This is a genomic window from Candidatus Devosia phytovorans, from assembly GCA_029202405.1.
GTDB lineage: Bacteria > Pseudomonadota > Alphaproteobacteria > Rhizobiales > Devosiaceae > Devosia > Devosia phytovorans.
Genome location: CP119312.1, coordinates 3,523,291 through 3,535,791, shown reverse-complemented (window position 1 = coordinate 3,535,791; position 12,501 = coordinate 3,523,291). Strand labels below are relative to the sequence as shown.

Annotated in this window: 11 protein-coding genes and 1 tRNA gene; 9 read left to right on the top strand and 3 right to left on the bottom strand. The window is 62.8% G+C overall.

Annotated elements, in window-relative coordinates; translation table 11 throughout:
• Positions 1 to 150 precede the first annotated feature (150 nt).
• Positions 151 to 1,929, top strand: coding sequence for a hypothetical protein (locus P0Y65_17190; GenBank protein ID WEK03906.1), 1,779 nt, complete (start codon positions 151 to 153; stop codon positions 1,927 to 1,929).
• On the opposite strand, the gene P0Y65_17185 is transcribed toward P0Y65_17190, so the two are convergent.
• From P0Y65_17185 to P0Y65_17175, 3 genes are all read right to left on the bottom strand, one after another.
• On the bottom strand, positions 1,926 to 2,291 hold the full coding sequence (locus tag P0Y65_17185) for an MmcQ/YjbR family DNA-binding protein (protein ID WEK03905.1): 366 nt from the start codon (positions 2,289 to 2,291) through the stop codon (positions 1,926 to 1,928). The two genes, P0Y65_17190 and P0Y65_17185, sit on opposite strands and share 4 nt — an antisense overlap.
• 71 nt (positions 2,292 to 2,362) lie before the next feature.
• Positions 2,363 to 3,019 (bottom strand): peptide-methionine (S)-S-oxide reductase MsrA, encoded by a 657-nt coding sequence (gene msrA, locus P0Y65_17180; protein WEK03904.1) that lies wholly within the window; start codon positions 3,017 to 3,019, stop codon positions 2,363 to 2,365.
• Between the two features lie 51 nt (positions 3,020 to 3,070).
• Complete coding sequence (locus P0Y65_17175) at positions 3,071 to 3,394, bottom strand: hypothetical protein (protein ID WEK03903.1); 324 nt, start codon at positions 3,392 to 3,394, stop codon at positions 3,071 to 3,073.
• A gap of 244 nt (positions 3,395 to 3,638) precedes the next feature.
• On the opposite strand from P0Y65_17175, the gene P0Y65_17170 reads away from it, so the two are divergent.
• From P0Y65_17170 to P0Y65_17135, 8 genes are all read left to right on the top strand, one after another.
• Positions 3,639 to 3,728, top strand: a tRNA-Ser gene (locus tag P0Y65_17170).
• 88 nt (positions 3,729 to 3,816) lie between these two features.
• Positions 3,817 to 5,460, top strand: a complete 1,644-nt coding sequence (locus tag P0Y65_17165) for a hypothetical protein (protein ID WEK03902.1) — start codon at positions 3,817 to 3,819, stop codon at positions 5,458 to 5,460.
• 110 nt (positions 5,461 to 5,570) lie between these two features.
• Positions 5,571 to 5,783 (top strand): hypothetical protein, encoded by a 213-nt coding sequence (locus P0Y65_17160; protein WEK03901.1) that lies wholly within the window; start codon positions 5,571 to 5,573, stop codon positions 5,781 to 5,783.
• 271 nt (positions 5,784 to 6,054) lie between these two features.
• On the top strand, positions 6,055 to 6,546 hold the full coding sequence (locus tag P0Y65_17155) for an MgtC/SapB family protein (GenBank protein ID WEK03900.1): 492 nt from the start codon (positions 6,055 to 6,057) through the stop codon (positions 6,544 to 6,546).
• A gap of 257 nt (positions 6,547 to 6,803) precedes the next feature.
• Positions 6,804 to 7,802: a hypothetical protein gene (locus tag P0Y65_17150; GenBank protein ID WEK03899.1), complete on the top strand. Its 999-nt coding sequence runs from the start codon at positions 6,804 to 6,806 to the stop codon at positions 7,800 to 7,802.
• Positions 7,803 to 8,037: 235 nt separating this feature from the next.
• On the top strand, positions 8,038 to 8,451 hold the full coding sequence (locus P0Y65_17145; GenBank protein ID WEK03898.1) for a substrate-binding domain-containing protein: 414 nt from the start codon (positions 8,038 to 8,040) through the stop codon (positions 8,449 to 8,451).
• A gap of 447 nt (positions 8,452 to 8,898) precedes the next feature.
• Positions 8,899 to 9,213 (top strand): NAD(P)H-dependent oxidoreductase, encoded by a 315-nt coding sequence (locus tag P0Y65_17140; GenBank protein WEK03897.1) that lies wholly within the window; start codon positions 8,899 to 8,901, stop codon positions 9,211 to 9,213.
• A gap of 274 nt (positions 9,214 to 9,487) precedes the next feature.
• Positions 9,488 to 11,992 carry a helicase C-terminal domain-containing protein gene (locus P0Y65_17135; GenBank protein WEK03896.1) on the top strand — a complete coding sequence of 835 codons (2,505 nt, stop codon included), beginning with the start codon at positions 9,488 to 9,490 and terminating at the stop codon, positions 11,990 to 11,992.
• Positions 11,993 to 12,501 lie beyond the last annotated feature (509 nt).

The window sequence follows — 12,501 nt, the reverse complement described above, 5'->3', positions numbered from 1 at the left end:
CAATGCACATTTCTTGTGCAAGCGGATCCAGATCCATAGGGGTGGGATCAAAGCGCGCCAAGCGGAAATGACGAGGGCCCAAGGCCCCCCCATACCCCATCTTAACTCGTCCCGATCCATCGTGCGGCCAGTTCACCGCAGGACCTCATCGTGACCACCGACACGCGCCGCCCCGACCTTCGTCTCGTCCTTGCGGTCTTTGCCATTGCGGTGGTCATCCTGATGGTGCGCGCCACTTTCGGCCGCGCCGGCGAGCCCTTCTTCGCCGATACCGATGACGCCATGCGCATGGTCATGGTGCGCGACTTCATCCACGGCCAGAACTGGTATGACCTGACCGCCCATCGCCTCAACACGCCATGGGGCGCCGAGCTACATTGGTCGCGCCTCGTCGACCTGCCCATTGGCCTGCTGGTCATGCTCTTCACGCCCGTCCTGGGTGCCGATACCGCCATGGTGGCTGCCGGCGCCATCTGGCCCATGGCCCTGCTCGGACTGCTGCTCTGGCTATCGGCGCTACTGGCCAATCGTCTCGTCGGCCCCGAGGGCGTGCTGCCCGCCCTGATCCTGCCGGTACTGAGCCCGGCGGTCACCGCCGAATTCACCCCCGGCCGCGTCGACCATCACAATGTCATCATCCTGCTCACGGTTGCCATGGTCTGGGCCGCTGTCGAAGCCATGCGCCGCCCGCGCTTTGCCATGTTCTGCGGCCTCTTTGCCGCAACGGCGCTCGCCATCGCCACCGAATCCCTGCCACCGATCGGCGCCGCTATCGCGGTCATGGGCCTGGTCTGGGTCTTTGATCCTGCGCGCGCCCGCACTATGCGCCTCTTCGGCCTGAGCTTTGCCGCGGCCTCCTTGATCCACCTCGCCATCTTCCGCCCGCCCAGCCGCTGGCTGGAAGCCGCCTGCGACGTCATCTCGCCCTTCTATGTCGGTATTGCCTTGGTCGTGGGGCTCGTCTTCACGCTGGCTAGCTTCCTGCCCCTGCGCGCCGCCTGGCAGCGCTTCGCAGCGCTCGCCGTCCTCGGCCTCGCCGGTGTCGCAGCGATCGTGCTGATCTATCCGCAATGCCTCGGCGGCCCCTATGCCGCACTCGATCCCTGGCTGCAGCAGAACTGGATTGCCGGCATCATCGAGGCGCGGCCGCTCTTCGTCACCATCCACGATCTTCCGGCCTATACCGTGGCCGTCGCCTTGCCGGCGCTGCTGGCCGTGGTGGTCATCCTCGTCCGCCTCTGGCGCGTGCCGCAGCAGCGCGACGAATGGGCGGTGCTGCTGGTTTTCCTGCTGGCCACAGCCCTCATCATGCTGATCCAGATCCGCGGCGCGCGCCTCGCCATCATGCCAGCCATGCCCGCAGCTGCCTGGCTCATCGTCGCCGCCCGCCAGCGCTACCTCGCCAAACAACGCCTGCCGCAGATTTTTGGACTGCTCGGCAGCTGGCTGGTCTTTTCCGGCGTCGTGCTGTCGCTGATCGTGACGCTTGTGGTCAACACCTGGCCCGGTCGTGCTCAGGAGGTGGCAGAAGTGCGCGCCAGCAAGGAGGCCTGCCTGCTCCCATCGGCCTTCGCCGATCTCGCCGCCCTGCCGCCCGAGCGCGTCATGACGCCGATCGACCTGGGCGCCCATATGCTGCTTTATACGCCGCACGAGGTTGTTTCCGCCCCCTATCACCGCAACCAGCGCGGCGTCCGCGACACCTTCCGCTTCTTCAACGACCCCATCGCCACGGCGCGCGAGATTCTTGACGAACGCGGCATCGGCCTCGTCGTCCTCTGCCCCGGCATGCCCGAAGTCGCCGGCCTCGAAGACCGCGCCCCCGACAGCTTCGCCAATCTCTATGCCGCCGGAAATCTCCCCGCCTGGCTCGATGACGTCAGCCTGCCCGACAGCCCGCTGGTCGTGCTGGCGGTCCTGCCTGACTAAAGCCCGAGCTCGGTCCTCACCTTGCGGCTGAGTTTGCCGGCAATGATGCGATGCGCTTCGGTGATATAAGCCTCGATCTCGTCTGCCCTGAGCGGGCTCCCGACCGAAATCGCCACCCATTTCGCCCGCGCGAAATAGGGCGCCGGGCGAATGCCGTCCAGCTCGGTCAGCAACTCATAAGCCATGTCGGAGACTTTTAGCCACACCTCGCCAGGGTCGCGGTCGAGCAGGCAGAAAATCTTGCCACCCACCTTGGCGACCGAATCATCGCGCCATTGTCGGACCAGAGTCGCGGCCGGAAGGCCGAGCACGAAGGCCTCGAAACCCTCGCGTCGCATGATGGCGGGATAGGTGACACTCAATGTTAACAGTCCGCTAACGAAAAGGGCCGGTCCGCTGTCGCGGATCGACCCTGAAGTGACTCGATTTTGGCCTATTCGGCAGCGACGCCAACCCCGATCGGGCAGCTCACGCCAGTCCCCTGCAGCCCGCAGTAACCGCGCGGATTTTTCGCCAGATACTGCTGGTGATAGGTCTCGGCATAGAAAAATTCTTGCGCCTCAGCCACTTCCGTCGTGATTGCCCCCAGGCCCTGCTTGCTCAGCGCCGCCTGATAGGCGTCCCGGCTCTGCTCCACCACAGCGGCCTGTTCCGGCGTCGTGGTATAGATGGCCGAGCGATACTGCGTCCCGACATCATTGCCCTGCCGCATGCCCTCGGTCGGATTATGCTCTTCCCAGAACACTTTAAGCAGCTTGTCGAGGCTGATCTGCTTGGGGTCATAGACCACTTTGACCGCCTCGGTATGGCCCGTCTGACCCGAGCAGACTTCCTCGTAACTCGGGTTCGGCGTCGAGCCACCCTGATAGCCCACGGCGGTGACGATCACCCCCGGCAACTGCCAGAACAGCCGCTCCGCACCCCAAAAACATCCCAGCCCCAGATAGATAGTCTCGGCGTCGTCGGGGTAGGGGCCCTTCAGCGATTGCCCGTTGACGAAATGCTCCGGCGCTACGGACATCACCACGCTCCGCCCCGGCAGGGCCTCGGCAGCGCTGGGAATTGTGGTCGGCTTGGACTTGAAAAACATGTCGCATCATCCTTTCACTGCATCATTTTGTCTTGCGGGCGTCGGGCCGCTTCAGATCTGGTCGGCGCGCAGAAACTGCTCGCGCCGTCGCGTCCGCCCCATGAGGGCCAGCACCACACCCGGCACGCCAGCGACAGCAAAGGCCGGCGTGTCCAGCACCGCCTCGAGCGCTGCGCCAAGCAGATCGGCAAAGAACCGCTCCGCGAAAAACCCCTGCAGCGCGATCAGGCTGCCCTGATGCACACTTGTCCACAGGTCGGCCAGGCTGGTGAATACCAAACCATTGGCGCCGAGCGATTTCGTGCCGTCGATAACCAATAGCACCACCGCCAGGCCGATCAGCCAGGTGCCCGCAATTCTCAGGATCAGCCGCATGTCTCTCCCCGTGCTCCCGGGGATAAGTCGAGTTTGGCCCGCCTCGTTCCACCCCGTGCGCAGGTTCAATTGTGCCACGCGGCAACCCTGGCTCACAAGGTGGTAACCCTCCGGGATAAAAACAATCGTCATCCCGGTGTCGTGATCACTTGCACATGGAGCGCCGATGCGTATATTGCGCCTCGCTCGCGCCGGCTTAACAGCTGGCCTGTCCGGGATTTCCACCCCGGAGCCAAGGCGATGCGGAGAGGTGGCCGAGTGGTCGAAGGCGCACGCCTGGAAAGTGTGTAGGCGGGGAACCGTCTCAAGGGTTCGAATCCCTTTCTCTCCGCCATTTCCCGCGGAAACCGCCGGAAATTGGGAAAAACCCAGCAAATCTGGACTTGTCGGCACCCCTTTGGTACAGAGGAGTGGTACAAAAAGTGGTCCTGAAAATGAGCAGACCGAGCGCTCACCCGTCGACCGGCATCTACATGTTCCGCAAGGGCGTGCCCGAGCGTCTCAGACCGCTCGTAGGCAAGCGCGAGGTCAAGATCTCGCTCGGCACCCGCGACGCCGAGGAGGCCAAGGTCCGCCATGCGGAGGTCGCCCTGCAGGTCGACCGGGAGTGGCGCGATCTGCTGTCGCGCCCTAAGGCGCCGACCCCGACCGGCGGCCCGATCGACCTTCCCAAGGCGACCCTGACCGCCTTCGCCGGCGAGATCTACCGCGATTTCCTCAAGGCGCACGAGAGCGATCCGGGAGAGGAGTACGCCTGGACGGTGAAACTGCGCGGGATCCAGATCTGCCTCGAGCCGCACGAACGCGAGCCCGGATACGAGCGGCAGGCCTGGGGCACGGCGTTGACCAGCAGACCCCGCTGGATCGCGCGGCGCGAGATCGGCCCCTTGGTGCGGCCGTATCTCGAAAAGCGGGGCGTGGAGTTGACCGAGAGGTCTCTCGCCGCGCTGTGCCTGCTCGCCGCGGCCGGCCTCGCCCAGGCCTACCGGACGCTGATCCGGCGCGCGCGGGGCGACTACGGCCCCGACCCGCAGGCGGACCGCTTCCCCGCGGTCGGCTCGACCGAGACGTGGCGGACGCTCTACGAGGTCTATCTCGCCGAAAAGAAGCCGAGCGCTTCCTCGGTCAAGCGCCAGAAGGCCGTGTTGGCGGCGCTGTTCGCTTTCCTCGGCCACGATATCCCGGGCCTGGTGACCGACACGGACGCGGTGCGCTGGAAGGAGAAGCGCATCAAGGAAGTGGCGCTCCAGACGGTGCGCTATGCGGACCTGGCGCATCCGCGCGCCTTTTTCAAATGGGCCAGGAAGAACCGCAAGATCGCGACCGACCCCTTTGAGGACGTGCAGGTGGCGCTGCACGGCGACGCCCGTTTCGACAAGCAGGGCAAACGCAAGATCCCGCGCGAGGACAAGGGTTTTACTCAAGCCGAGGCCGAGGCGATCCTGCGCGCCACGCTCGCTCCGACGCCGGAGCGGATGACGGCGTACGGCGCCGCGGCCCGGCGCTGGGTGCCGTGGCTGTGCGCCTACACCGGCGCGCGGGTCAACGAGATCACTCAGCTGCGGCCCGACGACGTTCTGCAGCGCAAGCATTCCAAGAACGACACCCTGATCTGGATGCTCCGGATCACGCCCGAGGCCGGTACCACCAAGAACCACGGCCAGCGCGAGGTCGCGGTCCATCCCCATCTGCTCGAACAGGGGTTCGTCGACTGGGCCCGCAGGCAGAAGGGCGAGCGCCTGTTCTACGACACCGGGCGCCGGCGCGGCGGCGCCGCGGCGAACCCGCAGTCCGTCAAGGTCGGCCAGCGCATCGCCGAATGGGTGCGGAGCGAGGCGGTCGGCGTCACCGACGAGAGCGTGGCGCCCAACCACGGCTGGCGGCACCGGGTTCGCAGCCAGTTCATGGAATCGGACGTCAAGGAGCAGGTCGTCAACCGCATCGACGGCCACGCGGCCGAAAACGTCGGCCAGAAATACGGCACGTTGTGGCCCGAGGTCTGCCTGGCGGCGATCGCCAAGATTCCGACCTACGACGTCGGCGCGCCGACAGGAAAGGACGCTTGACCTCGGCCTGTCCGGTGCGACGGGAGCGGACCTGTTTCCGAAACGGGCGTTTGACTGCCCGTCGGGCAGGGCCCACTCTGATCCGACGGATTTGGATGGGACCGTGGAAGATGCATGTAAACGAGAATTTTGACGACGCGAAGGGCGAGGCCCGGCAGTCCTTCCGGGACTTCCTGGCAGGTGTCCACGGCATTAAAGACTGCGTAACCGAGATCGGCGGGCTCGGCTTCGAGGTTTCCCGCGAAGAGATTTCACGGGCGCGGTACGAAGGCCGGGCTGCGGTCGTGCATTTCGAGGCGAGACCGGTCTCTCTACCTTACTGAGCAACAAAGTCGGAGTGTGTTCCGTGAGTGAACTCCGGAAGTGCGGCACCCTTGAGGGGGACCGCGATCCGTTAGGCGCGCATGACATTGCGGCTTGCTGTCCGCTCCGTTGGCTCGCTCGGCGGTCGGAGCCCGGCCGGCTTCGTCGTCCCCGGCCGCCGGTATATCGTCCTGTCCTGCCCGTACGACCGACCGGGCGAGGGAAGAAGGGTTTCCGCCACCGCCGTGACAAGCTAGTCAGGTCCTTCGGCAACGATGACAGGGAGCTACCGTGTTCGACGAGATTTGGTCTACGGCCGTAAACGAGTTTTCGGACGTGCCCGACATTCCGACCTTGACCCGCATCAGCATGCGTCTCGCGCTGGCGGCGATCCTCGGCGGCATCCTAGGGTACGAGAGGGAACGCAAGGGGCGTAGCGCCGGCGTACGTACGCATATGCTGGTGGCTGTGGGCGCCGCGCTTTTCGTCCTCGGTCCTTCACAGAGCGGCATGGCCATCGGCGACATGTCGCGGGTGCTGCAAGGCATCGTACAAGGCATCGGCTTCCTCGGCGCGGGAGCGATAATCGTCCGCTCGGCCAAAAACCAGGTGGAAGGGCTGACGACGGCAGCCAACATCTGGGCCACGGCGGGCATCGGCGTCATGGCGGGACTGGGTCTGGAGGCCACCGCCGTACTTTCGTCGTTCATTATCCTGATCATCCTCGCGGTCGTGCCCCACCTGCTTCCGTCCAAGCCGGAGCAGCGAGATCCGGATCGGTGACCGCGGTGCGTCGTCCCGAGCTGCGTCCAAGTTCCGCTTCCGGTTATGGAGGTGTAGCGATCCCGGAGGCGTATCGGCCGCTCGAGAGCGCCACCGTGACAACATGGCGTCGACAAACTCGACTATGCTCCTCAAGGAGTAAGGTTTGGCGCCGCAAGCCGAACCTACGGGCAACTCTCGCCGATATGGCGGGGTATCGTTTGACGCCGTGACCGCGAAAATGGAACTTCGGAATATAGCCAGCGCCGGGGGCCGACATGACGTCCGACATCTACGATAGCAACTCGAGTACCGGAACCGGATCGAAGGCGACCTTCCGGACAGGTTTTCTTTCCGCCTTCTTCGGTACGGACGACAATGGCGATAGACGTCTCGCACATCGTGGGAGACGCGAGAATGTCTTCGGCCACGGAACCGATCTATACCATTATACCTCACTGTCCGGACTGAAGGGTATTGTCGAAGAAAACGGGTTCTGGGCGTCCGACAACCGCTTTCTGAACGACACCGAGGAAAACCTGGAAGGCCTGCGCCTGGCACGCGACACACTTGGCCACGCATCGCGTCGCTCGAGAATTTCGGGATTTGCGTCGATCTTGGAGGGCGTCCTCGAAAAACTGTCGAGCCCGCAGGAGTTCGGAAATTTCGTCGCTTGCTTTTCCACCTCGCGGGACGACCTCGGTCAGTGGCGTGGGTACGCGGCCGGAGGACTGTGCCTGGTACTGGCAAAGCCCGGCGACGGCGAGGTGCCGGTTTTTTTCGGTCCGGAGCAGATGCCTTACAAAGCCATATACGATGGTCGGCAAAAGCGAGTGCTTCTGTTGTCGATCATCCGACGCTTTGAACTACAGTACGGCCTGGACGTCGTCGCGATGGGCGATCGAATGCCGAGAGCGCACGACGGTCACTATGTGGACTATCTTTCCGAGGCGATCGCGGCGGGCATTTTGGGGTTCAAGCACGAGGCGTTCAAGCAAGAAGCCGAAGTCAGGATCGTGCTCTCGCATCGTCAGGCCGACTTGTACGATGGGGGATTGCGATTTCGTATCGGGCCGACGGGAATCATCCCTTATCTGCGGACCGGCGACCACAACGGCTCGAAAAAGCACGGAGGACGGCTGCCGCTGAAAGAGGTTGTCGTAGGTCCGTCCCCCCGGCAGACTTTGACAGCGCACAGCGTCGAAACCTTCTTAAGATACAAAGGGTATTCCGCCACCAAGGTCACATTGTCCGGCGTTCCGTACCGCGCGCCTTAGCGATCATTGCGGCAGGAGGAGACGGCCGATCCGCGACGCCGTTGGGCCATTGTGGATATCGAAGACACACCCAAGCGACTTCCGTGAGACCTCAGCGGGAACCGGACCTGATAGCCGCCATCGACATGTTCCGCCGCAATGGCGTCGATGGTCTGCTCATCTATCCGGTAGACCACACCAATTTGGATCATTTCCGTCGACTCCGATCCCATAACTTCCCGATCGTCATGCTGGTATGCGCGACACGGGCCTCGATGCCGTCGGCGTGGACGAATTCCAGGCGTCATACGATGCCACTACCCATCTCATCGCGCTGGGACATACCAAGATCGGCGCGCTTGAACCGCTGGGGGACAAACCGTTGAAAATCGAGGGATTCAAGCATGCTCATCGGATGCACGGGCTTCCGCTTGACGACAACCAGATTTGTGAACCCATCGGCTTCAGTATGGCCGCTGGCTATGAGGCCACGGAGCGGCTGAACCAGCGAAACCTTGGTTTGAAGGCTCTCTTTGCAACCGGTGACATGTACGCCCTTGGCGCGATGCGTTGGGCCAAGGTCAATGGCGTGGATGTGCCGGAGCAACTCTCTATCGTCGGTTATGACAATATCGAATTCGGGGAGTCAGCGGAGCTCACGGCGTTCTGAAACCTTGGCCACAATGTGTGTCGGTGTCGGGCAGGGCATTGCCGTAGCCCTCGAACGCGCGTGAGCCAGCAGTCCGGCGTGAGCGGCACGCCGCTGCTCACGCCGGACTTAGACGTTGCGCCAAAGCTACGGCGATCGCGGCAAAGACCGGCAGAATGGAGAAGCCCAAGCTACCCAACATCGCGAAGCCGATAGCGGCCACCGCAAATCAGGCGGCAAAGGCAAACTGACTCTGTGCGTACGTTCCAAGTTTTGCGGCGAGGAGGTTCGGGTAATGCGGCTCGCCTCCAGAGCGCCAAGGCATGCCTCGTCCGTAAACATAGGTGCTTTCAATCCAAGGGCACTTTGGGCGTCGCCGTCGGCGGCGTGGTGATTGCGGCAACATGGGTTTGGCCGCCGTATCCTACGCGGCCGCTGCGGTCACCCTACGTGGGTTAGGTCCTGGCTTTGGCCGAACAGGTGCGCCGTGCGGATGGGATCGCTTTCGTCACGCCGGGGTACAACTATTCGGTGCCCGGCGTTCTCAAAAATGCACTCGACTGGATATCGCGCGTTCAGCCGGCGCCGTTCGCGGGGAAACCGGTCCTGATCCAGACCGCATCCATCGGTTCGCTCGGCGGGGCGAGAGCGCAATACCACCTCCGCCAGATCCTTGTGTTCCTGGACGCCTATTCCATGAACAAACCGGAAGTCATGATCGGCGACGCGGCTTCGAAGGTGAGGGAGGACTGCTGTCCGACGAACCTACCCGCGAGTTCGTGAAATCGCAGTTGGTCGCGTTTCACGCCTTCATCGACAGGGTCGCCCGATAGCGCGAGGGTGACGTCAAATCAGTGGAGCGGTGACAGGTTGAATCTTCCCGACCCGCGGTATGCTCGACCAACCGGATGCAAGCATGGGCCGTATGGGCGTTACGTCGTGCAATGCGGATCGGAAGCCATATTATCGAACTGATCGAGCGAGAATCGCCCTAGTGTTCGCGTGATCACGTGAGATCATCGCGCGATAGCGTCATATACTTACCTGAGGATTTAAGATGCTCGATTTCGGCTCGCTGGGCGGGGGCAAGGGCCCCGGTAACGCCAACACCGAACCCCGCAAAATCTTTCCCACCTTGATCCGCCACCCGCGTTTCAAGTTCTTGTCGTACAACCAGGGCGAGGTGCTCGATAGCTGGCACATCAAGCGCACCAGGTCCGACAACACCATCAAGATGAACACCGGTTCCGGCAAGATGCTCGTCGGTCTCGTCGCGCTCCAGAGTTCGCTCAACGAAGGCGTGGGGCCTGCACTGTATCTGGCTCCCGACAACTATCTCGTCGGTCAAGTGCTTGAAGAGGCCAAGGCGCTCGGCATTTCGGCGACCGACGACCCGCGTAGCGCGGACTATCTGGCGGGCCGCTCTATCGCGGTGGCCAATATCGATAGGCTTGTCAACGGACGGTCCATCTTCGGCGTCGGATCCGACGGTGTCCAGATACCTGTCGGAACGGTGGTCATCGACGACGCGCATGCATGCCTGAGTTCGGTAGCCAGCCAGTTCACCATCCGGCTCGCGGCCGATCATCCTGCCTATGACAAACTTCTCGACCTATTCGAAGACTCTCTTCGGCAGCAATCGCTTGTCGGCTACGTCGAGGTCAAGAACGAAGATCCTAACTCCCTTTTGCCGGTTCCGTTCTGGGCATGGCAAGATAAGCAGGACCAGGTATTGGCCCTTTTGCACCCGCACCGCGACGGCGACCAGCTGCGGTTCTCATGGCCGCTGCTGAAAGAGGTGATGTCGCAGTGCCAATGCGTGTTCGGCGCAGGCGGCGTCGAGATCGCTCCGAAGTGCCTGCCGATCGACGTGATCCCGAGCTTCGTCAAGGCCAAGCGTCGCATCTACATGACTGCGACACTAGCGGACGACGGCATGCTGATCGAGCAGTTCGACGCGGATCCGGTCGCCGTTGCCGACCCGATCAAGCCAAAGGGCGCCGGTGAAATCGGCGACCGCATGATCATCGTGCCGCACGAGGTCAACGATGCGATTACCGACGACGACGTCAAGTCGCTCGCGGCCGACGTGGCCCAAACGCGCAACGTCGTCGTCATCGTTCCGTCCGAACGGCGATCGAAGTATTGGGCCGACGTCGCCTCCCAAACTCTCATGAAGTCAAACATCAGCGCCGGCGTGGCCGGGTTGAAGGCGGGCCATGTAGGGTTGACGGTGTTGGTGAACCGTTACGACGGTGTCGACCTTCCCGACGACGCATGCCGCCTGTTGATCATCGACGGTCTTCCGGAGGTGCACGGTCTTATCGAGCGGCACGAAGCGGCCATCCTAGAGGATACCCAGTCCCAACTCCGCCGCCAGATGCAGAGGATAGAACAGGGGATGGGCAGAGGCGTACGGTCGGGCGAGGATCGATGCGCCGTGCTCCTGCTCGGCGCTCGCTTGACCCAGAGGATCAACCAGCCCGATTCCCGCGGGCTCCTGACGCCGGCGACGTTGACGCAGATGGACATGGGTCGCGAAGTCACCCGGCAAATCAAAGGTAAGACCATTTCCGATCTTCGGCCGATCCTCGACCTGTGCATGGAGCGGAATACCGAAGACGGGATGAACTGGTGGCGTGCCGGTCGCGAGCGTCTGGCGAATACCCCAGAGGGCGCGGCAAGCCACGTCGATCCGTCCACCGAGCCGGTCCGCAAGGCATTCAACGCCGTACGCGACGCGCGGCATTCGGTGGCGGTCGGCCTGTTACAGGACGCTGTCAACCTGGAAAGCGAAAAAGCGACCAAGGGTTACCTCAAGCAGCAACTTGCCGAAGTTATCCATCGGACAGATCCGGTCGCTGCGCAGCAGACCCTGCTGTCCGCTTCCACGCTTAACCGCAGGGTTGTGAAGCCGATCGCCGGAATCGGCTTCGTGAAGCTGGATTCGCCCGCCGTAAGCCAGGCTAAGGCCGCGGTGGAGTACATGGCGGGACGTTTTCTGGACACGAACCAGTTCGTCTACTACGTCAACGCGCTTTGCGACGACCTGCAGTGGGACAAGGAGAGAACCGACCAGTTCGAGGGAGCGATGCGCGATCTCGGTTCGTTGCTCGGGTTCGGTTCGCAGCGGCCCGACCGCGAATTCAGATCCGGCGGACCCGACAATCTATGGGCTCTGGGCGGATTGAACTTCCTGGTCATCGAATGCAAGAGCGGCGTGGACAATGACGGCCGCTCGATCTCCAAGGACCATGCCAACCAGCTTTCGGGAGCCATGAACTGGTTCGGCAGCTCATACGACGCCAGCTGCAAGGCAACTCCGGTACTGGTGCACCCGTCGCACCGTTGCGTGCGGGAGGCTTCGCCGCATGCGGACATGCGCGTCGTCGACAAGGTCGGGTTGGTCAAACTGCGAAGCAACCTTAAGGCCTACGCGACTGCGTTGGCAGCCGGTCCGCTCAACGACGAGGCTAAGGTGCGTCAGCAACTCACCCATTTCGGGCTGGCCGCGGAAACCTTCGTTCCCACTTTCACCGCCACGTTCAAGTCCGACTCCTGATCGATCGGGCACGCCGTCGATCGGCGTGCCCGTGCCCACAGTCGCAACAAAGTCTGGATGTCGCCGCCCGCGCGCCGACAGTGGCCTGCAATCGCAGGGTATATTTCGTTGGCGGACCAGGATTTACCTCCACTGCCGCACATCGTGTCGCTTCGGCTGCCGTTACGCTTGGAAGCGGATACCGACGACGAGCGGCCCTCTCCAGACCAAGTTGCACGCATGCATCGACTTGTCCGGCATCAAGACGTAGAAATCGCTCGGCAACACCTGTCCGGCGCGCAATACGATACGCGCCCCGCGGCGTGACAGATCCACCAAATCGACTTCCAAGCGCGTCAGGCCGTCGTCGGATACGATGGTGGCCTTTTTGACGACCCTGATGCGTGTGACGGACCTGCGATCTTGCATGTCCCGAAGTTAAACGACGGAGTTTTACGGACATTGCGAAACATCCGTAAAAACATCGGAACTTCAGCTGGATCCGTCCGGGCAAACCGCTACACACATTC